Source organism: Sporosarcina sp. P32b, from assembly GCF_002743335.1.
In the GTDB taxonomy this organism is placed as follows: Bacteria; Bacillota; Bacilli; order Bacillales_A; family Planococcaceae; genus Sporosarcina.
The window spans coordinates 22,457-44,186 of sequence record NZ_PDZB01000005.1 but is presented as its reverse complement, the minus strand read 5'-3'; the positions used below and the strand labels follow the sequence as shown (position 1 = coordinate 44,186).

At 42.4% G+C, this 21,730-nt stretch carries 23 protein-coding genes and 1 other annotated feature; all 23 genes read right to left on the bottom strand.

Annotated elements, in window-relative coordinates; genetic code table 11:
- Positions 1-663, bottom strand: coding sequence for a 30S ribosomal protein S3 (gene rpsC, locus CSV64_RS05620; RefSeq protein WP_029053271.1), 663 nt, complete (start codon positions 661-663; stop codon positions 1-3).
- Positions 664-666: 3 nt separating this feature from the next.
- Positions 667-1,011 carry a 50S ribosomal protein L22 gene (gene rplV, locus CSV64_RS05615; protein WP_037561627.1) on the bottom strand — a complete coding sequence of 115 codons (345 nt, stop codon included), beginning with the start codon at positions 1,009-1,011 and terminating at the stop codon, positions 667-669.
- A gap of 20 nt (positions 1,012-1,031) precedes the next feature.
- Positions 1,032-1,310 carry a 30S ribosomal protein S19 gene (gene rpsS, locus CSV64_RS05610; RefSeq protein WP_085132011.1) on the bottom strand — a complete coding sequence of 93 codons (279 nt, stop codon included), beginning with the start codon at positions 1,308-1,310 and terminating at the stop codon, positions 1,032-1,034.
- A gap of 60 nt (positions 1,311-1,370) precedes the next feature.
- Positions 1,371-2,201 carry a 50S ribosomal protein L2 gene (gene rplB, locus CSV64_RS05605; RefSeq protein WP_099633803.1) on the bottom strand — a complete coding sequence of 277 codons (831 nt, stop codon included), beginning with the start codon at positions 2,199-2,201 and terminating at the stop codon, positions 1,371-1,373.
- Between the two features lie 33 nt (positions 2,202-2,234).
- The gene (gene rplW, locus CSV64_RS05600) at positions 2,235-2,522 is read right to left on the bottom strand and encodes a 50S ribosomal protein L23 (RefSeq protein WP_099633802.1); all 288 of its coding nucleotides are present in this window, start codon (positions 2,520-2,522) and stop codon (positions 2,235-2,237) included.
- Positions 2,522-3,145, bottom strand: coding sequence for a 50S ribosomal protein L4 (rplD, locus tag CSV64_RS05595; protein WP_099633801.1), 624 nt, complete (start codon positions 3,143-3,145; stop codon positions 2,522-2,524). The genes rplW and rplD overlap by 1 nt, the downstream gene beginning before the upstream one ends.
- Before the next feature lie 25 nt (positions 3,146-3,170).
- Complete coding sequence (gene rplC, locus CSV64_RS05590) at positions 3,171-3,800, bottom strand: 50S ribosomal protein L3 (protein ID WP_099633800.1); 630 nt, start codon at positions 3,798-3,800, stop codon at positions 3,171-3,173.
- 36 nt (positions 3,801-3,836) lie between these two features.
- Positions 3,837-4,145, bottom strand: a complete 309-nt coding sequence (gene rpsJ, locus CSV64_RS05585) for a 30S ribosomal protein S10 (protein WP_085427465.1) — start codon at positions 4,143-4,145, stop codon at positions 3,837-3,839.
- A gap of 364 nt (positions 4,146-4,509) precedes the next feature.
- Positions 4,510-5,697, bottom strand: a complete 1,188-nt coding sequence (gene tuf / locus CSV64_RS05580; RefSeq protein WP_099633799.1) for an elongation factor Tu — start codon at positions 5,695-5,697, stop codon at positions 4,510-4,512.
- Between the two features lie 117 nt (positions 5,698-5,814).
- Positions 5,815-7,893: an elongation factor G gene (gene fusA / locus CSV64_RS05575; RefSeq protein WP_099633798.1), complete on the bottom strand. Its 2,079-nt coding sequence runs from the start codon at positions 7,891-7,893 to the stop codon at positions 5,815-5,817.
- A 47-nt stretch (positions 7,894-7,940) separates the two neighbouring features.
- Positions 7,941-8,411, bottom strand: a complete 471-nt coding sequence (gene rpsG, locus CSV64_RS05570; protein WP_029053281.1) for a 30S ribosomal protein S7 — start codon at positions 8,409-8,411, stop codon at positions 7,941-7,943.
- Positions 8,412-8,446: 35 nt separating this feature from the next.
- Positions 8,447-8,866: a 30S ribosomal protein S12 gene (rpsL, locus tag CSV64_RS05565; RefSeq protein WP_085132019.1), complete on the bottom strand. Its 420-nt coding sequence runs from the start codon at positions 8,864-8,866 to the stop codon at positions 8,447-8,449.
- A gap of 297 nt (positions 8,867-9,163) precedes the next feature.
- The gene (gene rpoC, locus CSV64_RS05560; protein WP_099633797.1) at positions 9,164-12,757 is read right to left on the bottom strand and encodes a DNA-directed RNA polymerase subunit beta'; all 3,594 of its coding nucleotides are present in this window, start codon (positions 12,755-12,757) and stop codon (positions 9,164-9,166) included.
- A 180-nt stretch (positions 12,758-12,937) separates the two neighbouring features.
- Entirely contained in the window at positions 12,938-16,483 is a 3,546-nt protein-coding gene (gene rpoB / locus CSV64_RS05555; RefSeq protein WP_199168427.1) for a DNA-directed RNA polymerase subunit beta, read from the bottom strand.
- A gap of 221 nt (positions 16,484-16,704) precedes the next feature.
- Positions 16,705-17,307, bottom strand: a complete 603-nt coding sequence (locus CSV64_RS05550; protein ID WP_099633795.1) for a class I SAM-dependent methyltransferase — start codon at positions 17,305-17,307, stop codon at positions 16,705-16,707.
- An 87-nt stretch (positions 17,308-17,394) separates the two neighbouring features.
- Positions 17,395-17,754, bottom strand: a complete 360-nt coding sequence (gene rplL, locus CSV64_RS05545) for a 50S ribosomal protein L7/L12 (RefSeq protein ID WP_085427471.1) — start codon at positions 17,752-17,754, stop codon at positions 17,395-17,397.
- 67 nt (positions 17,755-17,821) lie between these two features.
- A complete protein-coding gene (gene rplJ / locus CSV64_RS05540; RefSeq protein ID WP_099633794.1) occupies positions 17,822-18,322 on the bottom strand; it encodes a 50S ribosomal protein L10 in 501 nt (166 codons plus the stop codon).
- A gap of 30 nt (positions 18,323-18,352) precedes the next feature.
- Positions 18,353-18,491, bottom strand: a sequence feature (ribosomal protein L10 leader region).
- 40 nt (positions 18,492-18,531) lie between these two features.
- Entirely contained in the window at positions 18,532-19,233 is a 702-nt protein-coding gene (rplA, locus tag CSV64_RS05535; protein WP_099633793.1) for a 50S ribosomal protein L1, read from the bottom strand.
- 121 nt (positions 19,234-19,354) lie between these two features.
- The gene (rplK, locus tag CSV64_RS05530) at positions 19,355-19,780 is read right to left on the bottom strand and encodes a 50S ribosomal protein L11 (protein WP_029053289.1); all 426 of its coding nucleotides are present in this window, start codon (positions 19,778-19,780) and stop codon (positions 19,355-19,357) included.
- Between the two features lie 170 nt (positions 19,781-19,950).
- Positions 19,951-20,487 carry a transcription termination/antitermination protein NusG gene (nusG, locus tag CSV64_RS05525; protein WP_099630597.1) on the bottom strand — a complete coding sequence of 179 codons (537 nt, stop codon included), beginning with the start codon at positions 20,485-20,487 and terminating at the stop codon, positions 19,951-19,953.
- A gap of 107 nt (positions 20,488-20,594) precedes the next feature.
- Entirely contained in the window at positions 20,595-20,780 is a 186-nt protein-coding gene (secE, locus tag CSV64_RS05520) for a preprotein translocase subunit SecE (RefSeq protein WP_085132026.1), read from the bottom strand.
- A 57-nt stretch (positions 20,781-20,837) separates the two neighbouring features.
- Positions 20,838-20,987: a 50S ribosomal protein L33 gene (gene rpmG, locus CSV64_RS05515; RefSeq protein ID WP_099633792.1), complete on the bottom strand. Its 150-nt coding sequence runs from the start codon at positions 20,985-20,987 to the stop codon at positions 20,838-20,840.
- Positions 20,988-21,068: 81 nt separating this feature from the next.
- Positions 21,069-21,707 (bottom strand): RNA polymerase sporulation sigma factor SigH, encoded by a 639-nt coding sequence (sigH, locus tag CSV64_RS05510; protein WP_099633791.1) that lies wholly within the window; start codon positions 21,705-21,707, stop codon positions 21,069-21,071.
- Positions 21,708-21,730: the final 23 nt, after the last annotated feature.

Sequence of the window (21,730 nt, the reverse complement as noted above, 5' to 3'; positions counted from 1 at the left end):
TTATTTGCCTCCTTCCCCAGAGTTCTTCTTAACTTTTACTGGAAGGACTTCACCACGATAAATCCATACCTTTACGCCAAGCTTACCATAAGTAGTATCAGCTTCAGCATGTGCATAATCTATATCTGCACGTAATGTATGAAGAGGGACAGTTCCTTCACTATAGTGTTCTGCACGAGCGATATCAGCACCGCCGAGACGACCAGACACTTGTGTTTTAATTCCTTTTGCGCCAGAACGAATAGTACGTTGAATCGCTTGTTTCTGAGCACGACGGAATGATACACGACTTTCTAATTGACGAGCGATTGATTCTGCGACTAATCTCGCATCCAAATCAGCACGCTTAATTTCTACGATGTTGATGTGTACACGCTTGCCTGTAATTTCGTTAAGTTGCTTACGAAGTGTTTCTACTTCGGAACCACCCTTACCGATAACCATACCTGGCTTTGCAGTGTGGATTGTAATGTTAACACGCTTAGCAGCACGCTCGATTTCAACTTTTGAAACTGAAGCTTCGATAAGACGTTTTTCGATGTATTCACGGATCTTTAAGTCTTCATGTAGTAAGGACGCATAATCTTTTTCCGCGTACCATTTTGAGTCCCAGTCACGGATGACGCCTACACGTAGTCCATTAGGATGTACTTTTTGGCCCACTAATTACCCCTCCTTCTTTTCAGATACCACTAATGTGATGTGGCTTGTACGTTTGTTGATCGCACTCGCACGACCTTGTGCACGTGGACGGAAACGTTTCATTGTTGGTCCTTCATCTACGAATACTTCACTGACGATTAAGTTCTCAGTATCCATTTCGTAGTTATGTTCAGCGTTTGCAATTGCTGATTTCAATAATTTTTCCACGACTGGAGATGCCGCTTTAGGCGTAAGTCGTAGAATAGCCATAGCTTCACCTATATTCTTGCCGCGGATAAGATCAACGACCAAACGAACTTTGCGAGAAGCAATACGGACTGTGCGTACAGATGCTTTAGCTTGTTGCATCAGGATAACCTCCTCTCAAATTAGCGTTTTGTTTTCTTATCGTCGGCACCATGGCCTCTGTATGTGCGTGTAGGTACGAATTCACCTAGTTTGTGACCTACCATATCTTCTGTTACATAAACAGGAACATGTTTACGTCCATCATATACTGCAATCGTCAATCCGATGAATGTCGGGAAGATTGTTGAACGGCGTGACCATGTTTTAATAACCTGTTTCTTTTCTGAGTCTTTTTGTGCGTCAACCTTTTTTAGTAAATGGTCATCTGCAAAAGGTCCTTTTTTCAAGCTGCGGCCCATTCTGGAACCTCCTTCCGAGTATGTACTACGGTCCATCTACTGAACCGCAGTGCAATAACATTATTTTTTACGACGGCGAACGATAAGTTTATCTGATTTATTGTTCTTCGTACGTGTCTTGAATCCAAGAGTTGGTTTACCCCAAGGAGTAACAGGACTTGGCATACCGATTGGCGTACGTCCTTCACCACCACCGTGTGGGTGATCGTTAGGGTTCATTACAGATCCACGTACACTTGGGCGTTTGCCTAACCAACGTGAACGACCTGCTTTACCAATGTTGATCAATTCGTGTTGCTCATTACCAACTTGACCGATTGTAGCACGGCAAGTAGCAAGGATCATACGAACTTCTCCTGATTGTAGACGAATGATGACATATTTGCCTTCACGTCCTAGTAGTTGAGCTGAAGTTCCTGCTGAACGAACTAATTGTCCGCCTTTGCCTGGCTTCATTTCAATGTTGTGAATCGTAGAACCCATAGGGATATTCTCTAGTGGTAGAGCATTTCCTACACGGATATCCGCTTCTGGTCCTGAAACGATTGTGGAACCTACTGTCAATCCTTTTGGAGCAAGGATATATCTTTTTTCTCCATCTGCATAATTGATTAATGCGATGTTTGCAGAACGGTTTGGATCATATTCGATCGTAGCAACGCGTCCTGGAATGCCATCTTTCCGACGTTGGAAATCGATGACGCGGTATTGGCGCTTGTGTCCTCCACCTTGGTGACGAACTGTCATTCTACCTTGGTTGTTACGTCCGCCTTTACGCTTGACTGGTTCAAGCAATGATTTTTCTGGTTTGCTTACTGTGATTTCTGCAAAATCAGAAGTAGTCATGTTACGACGTCCGTTGGAGGTAGCTTTGTACTTCTTAATCGCCATTTTGTGTTCCCTCCTTCATTTATTATGGTTTAATTACATTTCAAAAAGTTCGATATCTTTGGAATCAGTAGTTAGTGTAACAATTGCCTTACGACGCTTGTTTGTATAACCAGCATGTTTCCCCATACGCTTGAACTTACCTTTGTAGTTCATAACGTTGACTTTTGCTACTTCAACACCGAAGATTTCTTCGATAGCTTGTTTGACGTGAGTTTTGCTCGCGCGTGTATCGACTTCGAATGTATATTTTCTTAAATCTTCCATTTGTTCAGAAGAACGCTCGGTAATGACCGGACGTTTCAGAATATCACGTGCTTCCATTAACCAAGCACCTCCTCGACTTTTTCTATTGCTGCTTTTGTCATAACAAGCTGATCATGTCCGACTAAGTCTAAAACATTGATGCCACTTGCTGTAACAACACTGATTCCTTGAAGGTTTTGAGCAGATAGTGCTACTGTTTCTTCTTGGTCAGCTGTAACGAATAATGCTTTCTTCGTGATTGAAAGATCTTCAAGCACTTGTACAAAGCTTTTTGTTTTTGGTGCGTCAAATGCTAAGTTGTCTAGAACGATTAGTTCTTCAGCTGCTACTTTCGTAGAAAGAGCGGATAGAAGTGCTAAACGACGAACTTTCTTAGGCATTTTATAGCTGTAACTACGTGGTGATGGACCGAATACGATACCGCCTCCACGCCATTGTGGTGATCTAATTGAACCTTGACGAGCACGACCTGTACCCTTTTGACGCCATGGTTTACGACCGCCGCCTGCTACTTCCGCGCGGGTTTTAACCTTGTGGTTACCCTGACGTAAAGAAGCTTGTTGTTGAACAATTGCTTCAAATAATACTGCTTGATTTGGCTCGATTCCGAAGATCGCATCGTTTAATTCGATGTCACCAACAGCAGAGCCTGTTTGACTTACTACAGATACTTTAGGCATTCCTGTTTCCTCCTTCCTGTTTTACTCAGTTCCCTTTGATTGCGCTTCTCACTTGTACAAGTGATTTACGTGCTCCAGGAACGTTACCTTTTACTAATATCAAGTTGCGCTCTAGATCAACTCGTACGATTTCAACGTTTTGGATCGTGATGGTTTTGCCACCCATACGTCCAGGTAGTTTTTTGCCTTTGAATACGCGTTGTGCATCAACTGCTCCAAGTGAACCTGGTGCGCGATGGAAACGTGATCCGTGAGACATAGGTCCGCGTGAGTATCCGTGACGCTTGATAACCCCTTGGAAACCTTTACCTTTTGATTTTGCTGTAATGTCTACTACTTCGCCTTCTGCGAATGTATCGACTTTGACTTCCTGACCAACTTCGTATGCACTAACGTCAGCTCCGCGAACTTCGCGAATGAAGCGCTTAGGTGCAGTGTTAGCTTTTGCAACGTGGCCTTGTTCTGGCTTGTTTGAAAGCTTTTCACGTTTATCATCAAATCCTAGTTGGATTGACTCGTAGCCGTCTGTCTCGATTGTCTTCTTTTGAAGTACAACGTTTGGAGTAGCTTCAATCACTGTTACTGGGATTAGATCGCCGTTTTCAGCAAATATTTGCGTCATTCCGACTTTTCTTCCTAAGATTCCTTTGGTCATTAGTCACACCTCCTGTAATATTGTTTAATTTATGTTTTATAGTTTAATTTCGATGTCGACGCCTGATGGTAAATCAAGCTTCATTAGTGCATCCACCGTTTGTGGTGTTGGATTCACAATATCGATTAAACGTTTGTGCGTACGCATTTCAAATTGCTCACGTGAATCTTTGTATACGTGAACAGCACGCAATACCGTGTAAACTGATCTTTCAGTTGGCAACGGAATTGGACCTGAAACACTAGCTCCAGAACGTTTAGCCGTTTCAACAATCTTTTCAGCTGACTGATCGATCATTCTGTGATCGTAAGCTTTCAATCTAATACGAATCTTTTGTTTTGCCATTATTTTCCCTCCCTTTCGCCTATTTTCTAGACAATTCTCCACGAAAATTTTCCTTACACGCGCCATGGCAAAGCGGCCGGGTGTATCGGTAACCTCTCGCTTCATCGCAGTCAAAGACCAACATTCAACATTATACATAATATAAAAGGATTGTGCAACCCTTTTGAAGAAATTAGTTTAACTTTTAATCCGTTTACTATACTATCAGCTTTCTTTGTGTTTTGCACGTGATTCGAAGTCCAAGTAAAGATTTAATTTCTCTATTGTTTACTGAGCAATTAAAAATATATTCTATTACATAACTGCAATTATATACTTTTTCTAAAAACAAAAAATCCCGCCTCAAGGGCGGGATCAAAACAAATTATTTTGTGATTGTTGCTACAACGCCAGCTCCAACTGTACGTCCACCTTCACGGATTGAGAATTTAGTACCTTCTTCAATCGCGATAGGAGAAATAAGTTCAACTGTCATTTCAACGTTATCCCCAGGCATAACCATTTCTACGCCTTCAGGAAGTTGAATGATACCTGTTACGTCAGTTGTACGGAAGTAGAACTGAGGACGGTAGTTTGAGAAGAATGGAGTGTGACGTCCACCCTCTTCTTTTGATAGAACATACACTTCAGATTTGAACTGAGTGTGTGGAGTGATTGTTCCTGGCTTAGCAAGAACTTGTCCACGTTCGATATCTTCACGAGCTACACCACGAAGAAGAGCACCGATGTTGTCGCCAGCTTCTGCATAGTCAAGAAGTTTACGGAACATCTCTACACCAGTTACAGTAGTAGCTTTTGGTTCTTCAGCAAGACCGATGATGTCAACAACATCTCCGACTTTAACAACTCCACGCTCAACGCGGCCAGTTGCTACTGTACCACGACCTGTAATTGAGAATACGTCCTCAACAGGCATCATGAATGGCTTGTCAGTGTCACGAGTTGGTGTTGGGATATAGTCATCTACTGCTTGCATAAGTTCAAGGATTTTTTCTTCCCACTCTGGCTCTCCTTCAAGAGCTTTAAGTGCTGATCCTTTAATTACTGGAATATCATCACCAGGGAAATCGTAATCTGAAAGAAGTTCACGGATTTCCATTTCTACTAATTCAAGTAGTTCTTCGTCATCTACCATGTCACATTTGTTCATGAAGACAACTAGGTAAGGAACACCTACTTGACGTGAAAGAAGGATGTGCTCACGAGTTTGTGGCATTGGGCCATCAGCAGCAGATACTACTAGGATTCCGCCGTCCATTTGTGCAGCACCAGTGATCATGTTTTTAACATAGTCAGCGTGACCCGGGCAGTCAACGTGTGCATAGTGACGCTTGTCAGTTTCGTACTCAACGTGTGAAGTACTGATAGTAATTCCACGCTCTTTTTCTTCAGGTGCGTTATCAACGTCAGCGTATGACTTTGCTTCTCCACCTTGTGCTTTAGAAAGAACTGTTGCGATTGCAGCAGTCAAAGTTGTTTTACCATGGTCAACGTGACCAATTGTTCCTACGTTTGCGTGCTCCTTGGAGCGGTCGAATTTTTCTTTACCCATTTTAGAGGTCCTCCCTTTATTTAAAAAAATTAGTTTTTATAGTATGAAAGCCGAAAGCGTCCTCTCGACTATCCATATCTTACAAGTATTTTTTATAGGAAACAAGGATGAACTTTATTATTCACCTTTGTTTTTCTTGATTACTTCTTCTGCAATAGACTTTGGTAGCTCTTCATAGTGATCAAACACCATTGAGAATACTCCGCGGCCTTGTGTGTTTGAACGTAGAGATGTTGCATAACCGAACATTTCAGCAAGTGGAACCATTGCACGAACTACTTGTGCGTTACCACGAGCTTCCATACCTTCTACACGGCCACGGCGTGATGTAATATCACCCATGATATCGCCCATGTATTCTTCCGGAATGATAACTTCTACTCTCATAGTTGGTTCAAGGATTACAGGTTTACATTTTGATGCAGCATTTTTCAAAGCCATTGACGCAGCGATCTTAAATGCCATTTCGTTGGAGTCAACGTCATGGTAAGATCCGTCAAACAGGCGTGCTTTGACATCGATTAAAGGATATCCAGCCAAAATACCGTTATCTAGTGAATCACGAACTCCTGCTTCAACTGCTGGGATGTATTCACGAGGAACAGAACCACCAACAACGTTGTTTACGAACTCGAAACCTTTTCCTTCTTCGTTTGGACCAAATTCGATCCATACGTGACCAAACTGTCCACGTCCACCTGATTGACGAACGAATTTACCTTCGACTTCAGCTGACTCACGGAATGTTTCGCGGTAAGAAACTTGTGGTGCACCCACGTTTGCTTCCACTTTAAATTCACGGCGTAGACGGTCAACGATAATATCCAAGTGAAGTTCACCCATACCTGCAATGATTACTTCTCCTGTTTCTTGATCTGTATGCGCACGGAATGTTGGATCTTCTTCTTGTAACTTACCAAGAGCTTGGCCCATTTTATCCTGGTCCGCTTTTGTTTTAGGTTCGATTGCTACAGAGATAACTGGCTCTGGGAATACCATTGATTCAAGAATGATCAATGACTTCTCATCACATAGTGTATCTCCAGTAGTTGTATCTTTCAAACCTACAGCAGCAGCGATTTCACCCGCGTGTACTTCAGAAATCTCTTCACGGCTGTTAGCGTGCATTTGCAGGATACGTCCTACGCGCTCACGCTTGCCTTTTGTAGAGTTAGTTACATAAGAACCTGCTTGAAGAATACCAGAGTAAATACGGAAGAATGTAAGTTTACCTACATAAGGATCCGTCATAACTTTAAATGCTAGTGCTGAGAATGGCGCTTCGTCAGTCGACTCACGCACTTCATCTTCTTCAGTGTCAGGGTTGAAGCCCATCATTGGTGGTACATCAAGTGGTGATGGTAGGTAGTCTACTACCGCATCTAATACTAGTTGTACACCTTTGTTTTTGAAAGCAGTACCACAAACAACAGGATAGAATTCAACTGCCAACGTAGCTTTACGAATAGCCGTTGTAAGTTCTTCTATTGTAAGTTCTTCACCGCTAAGGTATTTTTCCATAAGATCTTCATCGAAATCTACAACAGCTTCGATTAGGCTCTCACGGTATTTTTTAGCTAGTTCAAGATGCTCAGCCGGAATTTCTTCCACTGTTGTATCTGTTCCTAGATCATTTGGATACATAGTTGCCTTCATTTCGATTAAGTCGATAATTCCTGAGAAGTTATCTTCCGCGCCGATTGGCAATTGGATTGGGTGTGCGTTCGCTTGTAGGCGGTCACGTAGTGTACCTACTGAATAAAGGAAGTCAGCACCTGTTTTATCCATTTTGTTTACGAATACGAGACGTGGTACTTTGTAGTTTGTCGCCTGGCGCCAAACTGTCTCTGTTTGTGGTTCAACACCTGATTGTGCATCAAGTACCGCTACAGCACCATCCAATACACGAAGTGAACGTTCAACTTCAACTGTGAAGTCTACGTGTCCCGGTGTATCGATGATGTTTACGCGGTGACCTTTCCATGCTGCTGTTGTTGCAGCAGAAGTAATCGTGATTCCACGTTCTTGTTCTTGCTCCATCCAGTCCATTTGTGATGCACCTTCGTGCGTCTCACCAATTTTGTGGATTTTACCTGTGTAAAAAAGGATCCGCTCTGTTGTCGTTGTCTTACCAGCGTCAATGTGAGCCATGATACCAATGTTACGAGTATTCTCTAATGAGAACTCTCTAGCCATTTTGTAATCTCCTTCCGTTTCGGATTACTGCTGTTGTTTATCCGACCTTACCAGCGATAGTGAGCGAATGCTCTGTTGGCTTCAGCCATTTTGTGCATTTCTTCACGGCGTTTAACAGAAGCACCTGTGTTGTTTGATGCATCAAGAATTTCGTTCGCTAGACGTTCTTCCATTGTCTTCTCTCCACGTGTACGTGAATAGTTTACAAGGTAACGAAGGCCTAGAGTAGAACGACGTTCAGGGCGTACTTCAACCGGTACTTGATAGTTAGCTCCACCTACACGGCGAGCGCGCACTTCAAGAACTGGCATTACATTATTTAAAGCTGCTTCGAATACTTCGATTGGCTCTTGTCCAGAACGTTCTTTAACAATTTCGAACGCTCCATAAAGAATTTTTTGAGAAGTACCTTTTTTACCGTCTACCATCATTTTGTTGATAAGGCGGCTTACAAGCTTGGAATTATAAATCGGATCAGGTAGTACATCACGTTTTGTTACAGGACCTTTACGAGGCATAATTAGTTCCTCCTTTCAATATTGTTAGTTTTGTATTACTTCTTAACTTTAGGCTTTTTAGCTCCATACATTGAACGGCTTTGCATACGGCCAGTAACTCCAGCTGTATCAAGTGCCCCACGTACGATATGGTAACGAACACCCGGTAAGTCTTTTACGCGTCCTCCGCGGATTAGTACCACACTGTGTTCTTGCAAGTTGTGGCCTTCACCTGGAATATATGCGTTTACTTCCAATGTATTAGTTAAACGAACACGAGCATACTTACGTAGTGCCGAGTTTGGCTTCTTAGGAGTCATAGTACCAACACGTGTACAAACACCTCTTTTTTGTGGTGAGTTCACGTTTGTCATAGACTTTTTAAAGCTGTTATAGCTTTTTCCTAGAGCCGGTGACTTAGAATTTTCCGTTTTCGATTTACGAGGTTTACGGACTAATTGATTAATTGTAGGCATCAGGTTGTTCCTCCTTCCGAGCTTTTTATAATACCACACACCCAGGTGGTTCATTTTTAAGTAAAAACAAAGTTTTTGTGCGTGCACACACAAAAACGGGTGACAGTAACTCCAGAGATCTCTGCTTACTGTTATTTTATAATGATGATTGCTTATCGCCTTGCACTTATTCGAAAGAACATTTTTCTTTCCGAAAAGTTAACGGTCAACAACTATCAACCTTTTGTATATTATCATCTCTACAATGACTTGTCAACAATTTTAAGAAAACAAACGGGAACGATGTCCCGTTTATTTTTATTCAGCTGTAATAGTTTCTTCTACCCCATCATGTTGCATCTTGATTTGGCGGTATCTCTGCATTCCAGTACCTGCAGGGACCAATTTCCCGATAATGACGTTTTCTTTCAGACCTAGCAACTCATCTGTTTTACCTTTGATAGCTGCATCTGTAAGAACTCTTGTTGTTTCTTGGAACGATGCCGCAGACAAGAATGATTCTGTTTCAAGTGAAGCTTTCGTAATTCCGAGAATTACAGGACGTGAAGTAGCTGGGACTTTACCCGCTAACAACACTTTTGCATTCGCTTCAGAGAATTGGTGGATATCCAGTAATGAACCTGGAAGAAGATCAGTGTCTCCTGCTTCAATTACCCGAACTTTACGAAGCATTTGACGTACCATCACTTCAACGTGCTTATCACCGATCTCTACACCTTGCATACGGTAAACTTTTTGAACTTCTTTCAACAGATACTCTTGTACAGTTGAAACGTCCTTTACTACGATCAATTGTTTAGGATCAATAGAACCTTCGGTAATAGTTTGCCCACGCTCAACCACATCGCCTACTTCTACGCTTAAACGCGCATTGTACAACGTAGGGTATTTACGTGTTTCTACTTCACCTTCAATAGTGATCTCTTTTAAACCTTCACGGATTTCATCAATTTCAATTACAGTACCAGCAATTTCAGAAATAACCGCTACACCTTTCGGATTCCGAGATTCGAAAATCTCTTGAATACGCGGAAGACCTTGTGTAATATCATCTCCGGCAACTCCACCTGTGTGGAATGTACGCATCGTTAACTGCGTTCCTGGTTCACCGATAGATTGTGCCGCAATGATTCCCACTGCTTCCCCTACTTCTACCGTTTCTCCAGTAGCTAAGTTGATACCGTAACATTTTTTACATACGCCGTGTTTCGTATTACATGTAAACGCAGAACGAATCGTTACTTCTTCGATACCGGCTTGAATTACTATGTTCGCTATGTCCGCAGTAATTAATCCGTTTTTCGCAAGAATAACTTCGCCCGTTTCCGGATGTTTGATCGTCTTCTTCGTGTGACGACCTTCAATACGTTCAAGCAATGTTTCAATCATTTCATTACCTTCTGTTAAAGCAGTGATAGCAAGACCGCGGTCAGTTCCACAATCTTCTTCACGAACAATAACATCTTGTGCCACATCTACGAGACGACGAGTCAAGTAACCTGAGTCGGCAGTCTTCAATGCTGTATCGGCAAGACCTTTACGCGCACCGTGTGTAGAGATAAAGTATTCGAGTACTGTCAGACCTTCACGGAAGGAAGATTTGATCGGAAGTTCGATAATCCGTCCAGCCGGGTTGGCCATTAGTCCACGCATACCAGCAAGCTGTGTAAAGTTCGATGCGTTACCACGGGCTCCAGAGTCACTCATCATGAAGATTGGGTTTTCGATATCCAATGAATCCATTAGCTTATTCTGGATGACGTCCTTCGCATGGCTCCAATAAGAGATAACACGATCGTAACGCTCTTCTTCGGTAATCAAACCGCGTCGGAACTGCTGCGTGACTTTATCCACTTTTTCTTGCGCTTCATGAAGGATTTCTGCTTTATTCGGCAAGACCACGATATCAGAAATACCGATTGTAATTCCAGCACGAGTAGAATATTTAAATCCTAGGTTTTTCATTCTATCCAACATTCTAGAAGTTTCTGTAATGTGGAAGCGGCGGAAGATTTCCGCGATAATTTCCCCAAGGATTGCTTTTTTAAATGGTGTGATCAGTTCTGCTTCTTGCAAGTGCTCCTTAACATTAACTGTGCCGTCGATGAAATACTTTCCAGGCGTTTCCACTTGTAAGTTGTAATTCGTCGGTTCGTTGATGTACGGGAACGTCTCAGGTAGAATCTCGTTGAATATGATTTTACCTACCGTCGTTAACAATAGCTGACTATTTTGCTTATCCGTAAATGTAGGATTCTTAATACTACCTGCCTGAACCGCGATGCGGGAATGCAAGTGAACATGTCCTGTTTGATACGCAATTAACGCTTCATTCGGATCACTGAACACAGAACCTTCTCCAGCTGCGTTTTTACGCTCGACTGTTAAGTAATAGTTTCCAAGCACCATATCCTGTGAAGGAGTTACAACCGGCTTCCCATCTTTCGGGTTCAAAATGTTTTGAGCAGCTAGCATCAATAGACGTGCTTCAGCTTGTGCTTCAGCAGATAGCGGTACGTGAACAGCCATTTGGTCACCATCGAAGTCAGCGTTATAAGCTGTACATACGAGCGGGTGTAACGTAATAGCGCGACCTTCAACCAGTATCGGCTCGAACGCCTGGATTCCCAGACGGTGAAGCGTCGGTGCCCGGTTAAGAAGTACTGGATGTTCTTTAATAACGTCTTCTAATACATCCCATACTTCGGAATGAAGACGTTCAATCTTACGTTTCGCACTCTTAATGTTATGCGCCAAGTTGCGTTCTACTAATTCTTTCATAACAAACGGCTTAAATAGCTCGATCGCCATTTCCTTAGGTAGACCACATTGATACATTTTCAAGTTAGGACCTACTACGATAACCGAACGACCAGAATAGTCTACGCGTTTACCAAGTAAGTTCTGACGGAAGCGCCCTTGCTTACCTTTCAGCATATGAGAAAGGGATTTCAACGGACGGTTACCTGGACCTGTTACAGGTCTTCCGCGACGACCATTGTCTACAAGTGCATCTACTGCTTCTTGAAGCATACGCTTCTCGTTCTGAACGATAATGCCAGGCGCTCCTAGATCCAATAGTCGCTTTAGGCGGTTGTTCCGGTTAATAACCCTACGATAAAGATCATTCAAATCGGATGTCGCAAAACGTCCTCCGTCTAGCTGTACCATCGGACGCAATTCGGGAGGGATAACAGGAAGTACTTCCAATACCATCCATTCCGGACGATTTCCGGAGTTACGGAAAGATTCCACAACTTCCAGACGTCGGATTGCGCGTGTACGACGCTGACCTTGTACTGTTTTCAACTCTTCTTTTAATGAATCTGTTTCTTTATCCAAGTCGATTGCACGAAGTAGTTGCTCGATTGCTTCAGCACCCATTGCTGCTTGGAACTTAGAACCATACTTTTCACGGTATAAACGGTACTCTTTTTCAGAAAGCAACTGCTTGCGCTCAAGTGGCGTATCTGCCGGTTCGACAACTACGTAAGACGCGAAGTAGATAATCTCTTCCAACGCACGTGGCGTCATGTCTAGGATCAAGCCCATACGGCTAGGAATTCCTTTGAAGTACCAAATATGTGTAACAGGTGCTGCAAGCTCGATGTGACCCATTCGTTCACGACGTACTTTTTGACGCGTGACTTCTACGCCACAACGATCACAAACAACGCCCTTGTAACGAACCCGCTTGTATTTACCACAGTGACATTCCCAGTCCTTTGTCGGACCGAAAATTCTCTCACAGAATAATCCGTCTTTCTCTGGCTTTAGTGTACGGTAATTGATCGTTTCAGGCTTTTTCACTTCTCCATATGACCAAGAACGAATCTTGTCAGGTGAAGCAAGGCCGATTTTCATATACTCAAAATTATTAACATCTATCAAGGAGCCAACCTCCCTTTAGTCTAATCGCCATAACGGCTTATCAATCAACTTAACTTGTAGTAGCGCATTCACGTAAGACGTTCTTCTTACTGAATAGAATAGAAGAGGGTGCTCGAAGCCCTCTTCTATTCGTTTTTGTTTGTTTATTTATATTACAGATCAGTGCTTTTCGCTTGTAGTTTAGGCGATCGGTTGATCTTCTTTCATCAAGTTCAATGCGTCAGTTGGTTGCATATCTTCTTCGTCATCTAGATCGCGAAGCTCAATTTCTTCAAAGTCTTCCGTCAACATTTTAACGTCTAATCCTAAACTCTGAAGTTCTTTGATTAGTACTTTAAATGATTCTGGTACACCCGGTTGAGGAACGCTATCGCCTTTGACGATCGCTTCGTATGTTTTCACACGACCTACGACGTCATCAGATTTGACTGTTAAGATTTCTTGCAATGTATAAGCGGCACCGTATGCTTCCAGTGCCCACACTTCCATTTCCCCGAAACGCTGTCCACCGAACTGGGCTTTACCGCCAAGTGGTTGCTGTGTAACGAGTGAGTATGGTCCAGTAGAACGTGCGTGTAACTTATCATCTACCATGTGGGCAAGTTTGATCAAGTACATAACGCCTACTGATACGCGGTTATCAAATGGTTCACCTGAACGACCATCGTATAGCATTGTTTTACCGTCACGGTTCATACCCGCTTCTTCCATTGTAGCCCAAACATCTTCCTCGTTTGCACCGTCAAATACAGGAGAAGCTGTGTGAATACCTAGACTACGTGCAGCCATACCAAGGTGCATTTCAAGGACCTGTCCGATATTCATACGTGATGGAACACCTAGTGGATTCAACATGACATCGATCGGCGTACCATCTGGAAGGAACGGCATTTCTGATTCAGGTAAAATTCGGGAAATAACACCCTTGTTACCATGACGTCCTGCCATCTTATCCCCGACAGAGATTTTACGCTTCTGTACGATATATACACGTACTAACTGGTTTACTCCAGGAGACAACTCATCTCCATCTTCACGGTTAAAGACTTTCACATCTAGAACGATTCCACCTGCTCCGTGAGGTACACGTAATGAAGTGTCACGGACTTCGCGCGCTTTCTCCCCGAAGATTGCATGTAGAAGACGTTCTTCCGCAGTCAATTCTGTAACTCCCTTAGGCGTTACTTTACCGACCAAGATATCACCATCGCGCACTTCAGCACCAATACGGATAATTCCTCTGTCATCCAAGTTGCGCAATGCATCTTCTCCGACGTTTGGAATATCACGCGTGATTTCCTCTGGTCCAAGCTTTGTATCACGTGCTTCCGACTCATATTCTTCGATATGAACAGATGTGAATACATCATCTTTCACCAGACGCTCACTCATGATAATCGCATCCTCATAGTTGTAACCATCCCATGTCATGAATGCAGTTAGAACGTTACGGCCAAGCGCAAGTTCTCCTTGTTCCATTGATGGTCCGTCCGCAAGAATATCAAGCGGTTTTACACGGTCGCCAACTTTTACAATCGGACGTTGGTTATAACAAGTTCCCTGGTTCGAACGAATGAATTTAGATAAACGGCAAACGACAAGGTCACCCTTCACTTCTTTACCGCCCACTTCTTCAATACGACGAATACGAATTTCCTTTGCTTCTACGTGTTCTACGATACCGTGGTGTTTAGAAACAACAGCCGCACCTGAATCACGCGCAGAGATATGTTCCATACCAGTACCAACAAATGGCGCTTCAGGATTCAATAAAGGAACTGCTTGACGTTGCATATTCGCACCCATCAAAGCGCGGTTAGAGTCATCGTTTTCTAAGAACGGGATACATGCAGTAGCTGCTGAAACCACTTGCTTAGGTGAAACGTCCATATAGTCAATTTGCTCGCGGCGGAATACAGTGTTATCCCCTTGGAAACGCCCTACCACGCCTTCATTCGTAAATGATCCGTCTTCATCAAGCAGTGAGTTCGCTTGTGCTACTACATAGTTATCTTCAATATCAGCTGTCAGATAATCAATTTGTGCAGTAACACGACCCGTTTCAGGATCTACTTTACGATAAGGAGTCTCAATGAAACCAAATCGATTCACTTTCGCAAATGTAGACAACGAGTTAATGAGTCCAATGTTCGGCCCCTCAGGCGTTTCAATTGGACACATACGACCATAGTGAGAGTAGTGAACGTCACGAACTTCCATTCCTGCTCGTTCACGTGTCAAACCACCAGGTCCTAGTGCAGATAGACGACGCTTATGCGTCAATTCAGCCAATGGATTTGTTTGGTCCATGAACTGAGATAGCTGCGAGCTTCCGAAAAACTCCTTAATAGATGCGATAACAGGACGGATATTGATCAGTTGTTGTGGCACTATAGATTGCGTGTCATTGATAGACATTCTCTCTTTAACCACACGCTCCATACGAGAAAGACCGATACGGAATTGGTTTTGAAGTAATTCACCAACAGAACGCAAACGACGATTTCCAAGATGGTCAATATCATCTGTGTTTCCTACACCATGCAAGAGGTTAAAGAAATAACTGACAGAAGCAACGATATCTGACGGGGTAATATGTTTAATAGACTCGTCTACTTCAGCGTTAGATATAACATTAATCACTTGTTTTTCTTCACTTTTCGGTGCGTAAATCTTTAGCGTCTGGATAACCATTGGCTCTTCCAATATAGACCCTACATGTTCGATCGACTCAGAATTGATACCTTGAGATAAAAATGGTAGTAATTTATCTAATGTACGTCGGTCGATCAGCTGGTCTTTTTCCACTAAAATCTCGCCTGTTTCAGGGTCGACAAGTGTCTCAGCAGCTGTTTGATTAAACAGTCGATTTTGCAAGTGGAGCTTTTTATTCATTTTATAGCGACCGACATTCGCTAAATCATAGCGCTTCGGATCGAAGAATCGTGAATACAAAAGACTTCTTGCGCTGTCTAGTGTTGGTGGCTCACCTGGACGAAGTCGCTCATAGATCTCAAGCATCGCCTTTTCTGAAGTCTCGGTATTATCTTTCTCTAATGAATTCCGTAAATATTCATTATCACCGATTAAATCGATAATTTCTTGATCGGTAGAGAAGCCTAATGCACGCAATAAAACAGTGATTGGCAACTTACGAGTACGGTCGATACGGACATGTACTACGTCTTTTGCATCTGTTTCATACTCAAGCCACGCTCCGCGGTTCGGAATAACAGTAGCGCCAAATCCACGCTTACCATTTTTGTCCGTCTTATCATTGTAGTAAACACTTGGCGATCGAACGAGCTGTGAAACGATAACACGCTCCGCTCCGTTAATAATGAATGTTCCGTTTTCTGTCATAAGCGGGAAATCTCCCATGAAAACGTCTTGTTCCTTCACATCGCCGGTTTCTTGATTATGAAGACGTACTTTTACACGAAGTGGTGCGGCATATGTCACATCGCGCTCTTTTGATTCGTCAACCGGATATTTTGGTTCGCCCAGTTTGTAATCGATAAATTCCAAGGACAAGTTACCTGTGAAATCCTGGATAGGAGAAATATCCCGGAACATTTCACGTAGCCCCTCTTCTAAGAACCACTCATAAGATGCCGTTTGAATTTCAATTAAATTCGGCAAATCGAGTACTTCCTTGATTCGCGCGAAACTTCTACGCTGACGATGTTGACCATACTGAACTAAATGACCTGTCAACTCATTCACCCCTCATTAAGACAATATTAGTTTTTTGCAAAATCAGAAATTCCGCTGTGACTTCGAAAAAACAAAAAGAAAACGAGTTCCGACAAGAGCTCATTTTCGATTTCACAATCTTTATCCAAACATCAATATACCTTTTCCTCTACTACATCACACAAAAGGGCATACAGCTGCAATATAAATATTTATGCATTTAATAATGCTACTACATGAAATTGATCCTGTCAATCTTTTTTAGCCACCAAAATAAAGTAGCCTTTTTTCTTGGCAACCGTATCCACGTTACCAAACAACTTCTTCAAGTAATCCATCGTAGATGGAGCTCCTTGTTTCTTTTGAATGACAACCCATAGTTCTCCACCTGAAGCCATTTTTTCATAAGCACCGTCGTAGAATGAAAAGACCGTTTGCTTACCCGCTCTTATGGGAGGATTTGTTATAATTGCAGCAAAGTCATTTGATCGGACATGATCGACTCCACTACTTTCATAAATTTGTATATTAGTGATCTGGTTTTGCTGGGCATTAGTTTTAGAAAGAGCCAACGCGCGCTCGTTCACGTCAACCATATGGACAAGCCGTTCAGGGAAATCCGATGCAATAGACAACGCAATCGGTCCATAGCCGCAACCTATTTCCAAGAAGTCTCCCCCAATGGATGGTTCTTTAAACGTTTCAGCTAGCAATTTTGATCCTTCATCTATACTACCTTTACTGAATACACCAGCATCTGTTGTGAATGAAAAGACTTTGTTACGAATCTCAGCCTTCCATTGCTTGGGGGCACTTGAAACTTGTGGGGTTTTTGAGTAATAATGCTCTCCCATACATACACCTCCTGCGTAGAGTTACAATATCTGTATATGAAGAAAAAAGCCCGTCAAATAGACGGGCTTTTCTCAGGGAAGTAGAAATTACTTAACTTCTACAGATGCGCCAACTTCTTCAAGTTTAGCTTTCATTTCTTCTGCTTCTTCTTTAGTTGCTGCTTCTTTAACAGCTTTAGGAGCTTCGTCTACAAGAGCTTTAGCTTCTTTCAATCCTAGGCCAGTGATTTCACGAACAGCTTTGATAACTTTGATCTTCTGATCTCCAGCTGATGCAAGGATTACGTCGAATTCAGTTTGCTCTTCAGCTGCTTCTGCAACTGCTCCGGCTGCTGCAACTGGTGCTGCTGCTGTTACGCCGAATTCTTCTTCGATTGCTTTAACAAGGTCGTTTAGTTCAAGAACTGTCATTTCTTTGATTGCGTCTAAAATTTGTGCGTTAGTCATTTTAAGTTCCTCCTGGAAAGTTGTATTTAACCGGCTAGTTTTTTCCGGTCATAGTCAAAATGCGAAATTAAGCACCTTGCTCTTCTTTTTGTTCTGCAACTGCTTTTGTAGCAAGTGCAAAGTTTCGTACTGGCGCTTGAAGAACGCTGAGTAGCATAGACAATAGACCATCGCGAGACGGTAGAGTAGCCAATGCTTTCATTTCTTCAGCTGATGCGACGTTTCCTTCGATCACACCTGCTTTAATTTCAAGCTTTTCATTCTTTTTAGCGAAATCATTTAAGATTTTAGCTGGCGCTACTACGTCTTCTGTAGAGAAAGCGATAGCGTTTGGACCTGTAAGGTTTTCGTTCAAACTTTCTAGTCCTGCAACTACTGTCGCACGACGCACCATAGAGTTTTTATAAACTTTGAACTCGATGCCCGCTTCACGTAGTTGTTTACGCAATTCTGTTACTTGTGAAACCGTTAGACCACGGTAATCGACAACCACTACAGATGCTGCTGATTGCAACTTCTCAGCGACTTCCGATACGACCGCTTGTTTAGCTTCTAAAATTTTGCTCATGTTGACACCTCCTGGTAATTAGGGTCACTTATACCGATATAAAAAGCCCTCAATGTCTAAGACATGAGGGCAGAAAAGTCGTCATCTTTAAAAAAGAGCGTCTTGTCCTCGGCAGGAGCATTAAGTGGCAAGCCACACCTGCTGTCTTCGGTACAAATGGTTATCATCATAACAAGCGTAATCTTAACAGATCACTTTATGCTTGTCAATTATTTTTTAACAGCAACGCTTGACGGATCTACTTTAACAGCAGGACCCATAGTTGTCGTAACGTTTACCGATTTCATGAATGTTCCTTTTGATGAAGCTGGTTTAGCTTTTTGAATCGTTTCAAAGATAGTCAAGAAGTTTTCTTCCAACTTCTCGTTAGTGAAAGATGCTTTCCCGATCGGAGCGTGGATAATTCCAGCTTTGTCCGCGCGGTATTCAACTTTACCTGCTTTGATTTCTTCAATAGCCTTTGTTACGTCGAATGTTACAGTACCTGTTTTCGGGTTCGGCATAAGACCTTTTGGTCCAAGAACGCGACCGATCTTACCAACTTCGCCCATCATGTCAGGTGTAGCAACGATTACGTCGAAATCGAACCAACCTTGTTGAATTTTAGCAATTAGTTCTGCGTCGCCTACGTAGTCCGCGCCTGCAGCTTCTGCTTCTTTAACTTTTTCGCCTTTAGCGAATACTAATACACGCTGAGTTTTACCAGTACCGTTTGGAAGAACTACCGCTCCACGGATTTGCTGATCATTTTTACGAGTATCAATACCAAGACGGAAAGCTACTTCAACTGTTGCATCAAAATTAGTAGTAGTTGTCTTTTTAGCAAGTTCAATTGCTTCTTTCGCAGTGTACGTAGCAGTACGATCTACAAGCTTCGCTGCATCTACGAATTTTTTACCTCTTTTAGCCATCAGAATTTTCCTCCTCATTTGTGGTTTTAACGGATTAAACCTCCCACTTAATGAAGGCCGCGAATCACATTCGACCGCAGCCTTCACCTTGAAACAATTGCTGTATTATGAAAAACCAAAATCAGTCTTCGATTTTGAATCCCATACTGCGAGCAGTACCTTCGACCATTGCCATCGCCGCTTCAACTGACGCCGCGTTTAAGTCTGGCATCTTTTGTTCTGCGATTTCTCTAACTTTATCACGCTTAACTGTAGCAACTTTGTTTTTATTAGGCTCACCTGAACCCTTTTGAACGTTTGCTGCAACCTTCAGCAATACTGCTGCTGGCGGAGTTTTTGTGATAAATGTAAATGAACGGTCCTCGAATACTGAGATTTCAACTGGAATAATAAGACCAGCTTGATCTGCTGTACGAGCGTTAAATTCTTTACAGAATCCCATAATGTTAACACCTGCTTGACCTAATGCCGGCCCTACTGGTGGTGCTGGATTTGCTTTACCAGCTGGAATTTGCAATTTCACTACTTTAGTAACTTTTTTAGCCACGAGACACACCTCCTTAAGTCCGTGATGTGGTAATTGGGTTGCCCCTCCCACTCAAATATGTGCCTGCCGACGATGTCGGTAGAATTGGTTAATCCGTACAGACTAAGTCTGACCTTTGAAATGATACCACCATTACACAGATTTGGCAAGCGGAAAATTCCCATTACCCATCAATCCATTTTTTCTACTTGGTCGAATGAAAGCTCCATCTTCGTTTCGCGTCCAAACATATCAACACTTACAACGACTTTGCCTTTATCCATTTCTATCTCTTCCACTTTACCTTCAAAGTGAGCAAACGGCCCTTCAAGCACCGTTACACTTTCACCCACTCCGAAATCGATATCTACGCGTTGTTCTTTCATACCCATTTGTTTCAGGATGAACTCTACTTCTTCCGGCAACAACGGGGTAGGCTTCGCTCCGCCACCTGATGAACCGATAAATCCAGTAACACCCGGCGTATTACGAACAACATACCAAGAGTCATCTGTCATGATCAATTCAACCAAAACATAACCTGGGAACGTTTTACGCATAACCGTTTTCTTTTTACCATCTTTAATATCTGTCTCTTCTTCTTCCGGAATGACTACACGGAATATCTTATCTGACATGCCCATTGTCTCGACACGTTTTTCAAGATTTGCCTTTACTTTGTTCTCATACCCCGAGTACGTATGCACAACATACCAATTTTTATCCATTTCCATGACATTGAGGACTGCGCGTCCGTCCCTCCCTTAAATTAAAGCTGAAAAAACCCGTTTATTCATCAAAACGGGATATTCTCACGCTATTCATACTTTCTTTATTAAAGACCTGTATACCATTTCATTACTCCAGAGATACCTAGATCCACTACGAAGAAATAGACAGCCATGAATATGACCGTCGAAATAACGACTACAGTATACTTCGTTAATTCTTTACGTTTCGGCCAGCTGACTTTCCGCATTTCCGAAACGACTTTTTTCAAAAAATCGGTAATCTTGCCCATTCTTCTCCAACCCTTCCGAATGACATAGCGTTCTGAACACGAACTCTATGTAACTGGTCAAATGGTTTGCTTATGCAATGTATGCGCATTGCAATGACTGCAAAACTTTTTTATACTCATTCTTCCCTCACGGCTGTTGTTGCCGGCAGGTAAAGAATAGTTTCGCGAACCACATATCTCACAGCTTAAAGTTATTTTTTTTGACATTTCAATTCACCTAATTCAAGACAATAGTCTTGCTAAAGAGTACCATTTAACCAGCGACATGTCAATTTACTTTCGATATGTTTAGCGTACCAGATCCATTGCCATCGAGTGTTCCAGTTTGCGTTTTATCCGTTGCAAAGCATTATCTATCGATTTCACTTGACGATTCAGCACTTCAGAAATTTCGCGATAGGATTGACCTTCTAAGTACAATGTTAATACTTCTTTTTCCAATCCACTCAACACTTTATTCATCTCTTCTTCCATGAATGTAAAGTTTTCTTTATGGATTATCAAGTCTTCCGGGTCATCTAATGTAGAGCCCGATATAATATCCAGCAACGTTCGCTCTTGATCTTCATCGTACATCGGCTTGTCCAACGAAATAGACGTATTAAGCGGAATATGTTTTTGGCGCGTAGCAGTTTTGATAGCTGTAATAATTTGTCGCGTAATACACAGCTCCGCGAAGACTTTAAATGAGCTCAATCTATCAGGACGGAAATCACGTATCGCTTTATAGAGGCCGATCATTCCTTCTTGCATAATATCTTCACGATCTCCACCAATAATGAAATATGTTCTTGCTTTCATTCGAACAATCGGCTGAAATTTAGTAATTAAATGATCTAATACATCCGAATTCCCTAGATGGATCAATTCCACCATCTCTTCATCAGTTAGTTTAGAAAATTCGTTTTTACTCTTAACATTTTCCATGTCCCGCACCAACCTCTCCACCC

Bases quoted from the DNA above. Each gene is read 5' to 3' on its own strand.
- rplV (WP_037561627.1), bottom strand. From the start codon at position 1,011: ATGCAACAAGCTAAAGCATCTGTACGCACAGTCCGTATTGCTTCTCGC.
- rpsS (WP_085132011.1), bottom strand. From the start codon at position 1,310: ATGGGCCGCAGCTTGAAAAAAGGACCTTTTGCAGATGACCATTTACTA.
- rplB (WP_099633803.1), bottom strand. From the start codon at position 2,201: ATGGCGATTAAGAAGTACAAAGCTACCTCCAACGGACGTCGTAACATG.
- rplW (WP_099633802.1), bottom strand. From the start codon at position 2,522: ATGGAAGCACGTGATATTCTGAAACGTCCGGTCATTACCGAGCGTTCT.
- rplD (WP_099633801.1), bottom strand. From the start codon at position 3,145: ATGCCTAAAGTATCTGTAGTAAGTCAAACAGGCTCTGCTGTTGGTGAC.
- rplC (WP_099633800.1), bottom strand. From the start codon at position 3,800: ATGACCAAAGGAATCTTAGGAAGAAAAGTCGGAATGACGCAAATATTT.
- rpsJ (WP_085427465.1), bottom strand. From the start codon at position 4,145: ATGGCAAAACAAAAGATTCGTATTAGATTGAAAGCTTACGATCACAGA.
- tuf (WP_099633799.1), bottom strand. From the start codon at position 5,697: ATGGGTAAAGAAAAATTCGACCGCTCCAAGGAGCACGCAAACGTAGGA.
- fusA (WP_099633798.1), bottom strand. From the start codon at position 7,893: ATGGCTAGAGAGTTCTCATTAGAGAATACTCGTAACATTGGTATCATG.
- rpsG (WP_029053281.1), bottom strand. From the start codon at position 8,411: ATGCCTCGTAAAGGTCCTGTAACAAAACGTGATGTACTACCTGATCCG.
- rpsL (WP_085132019.1), bottom strand. From the start codon at position 8,866: ATGCCTACAATTAATCAATTAGTCCGTAAACCTCGTAAATCGAAAACG.
- CSV64_RS05550 (WP_099633795.1), bottom strand. From the start codon at position 17,307: ATGGGAGAGCATTATTACTCAAAAACCCCACAAGTTTCAAGTGCCCCC.
- rplL (WP_085427471.1), bottom strand. From the start codon at position 17,754: ATGACTAACGCACAAATTTTAGACGCAATCAAAGAAATGACAGTTCTT.
- rplJ (WP_099633794.1), bottom strand. From the start codon at position 18,322: ATGAGCAAAATTTTAGAAGCTAAACAAGCGGTCGTATCGGAAGTCGCT.
- rplA (WP_099633793.1), bottom strand. From the start codon at position 19,233: ATGGCTAAAAGAGGTAAAAAATTCGTAGATGCAGCGAAGCTTGTAGAT.
- nusG (WP_099630597.1), bottom strand. From the start codon at position 20,487: ATGGATAAAAATTGGTATGTTGTGCATACGTACTCGGGGTATGAGAAC.
- secE (WP_085132026.1), bottom strand. From the start codon at position 20,780: ATGGGCAAGATTACCGATTTTTTGAAAAAAGTCGTTTCGGAAATGCGG.
- rpmG (WP_099633792.1), bottom strand. From the start codon at position 20,987: ATGTCAAAAAAAATAACTTTAAGCTGTGAGATATGTGGTTCGCGAAAC.
- sigH (WP_099633791.1), bottom strand. From the start codon at position 21,707: ATGGAAAATGTTAAGAGTAAAAACGAATTTTCTAAACTAACTGATGAA.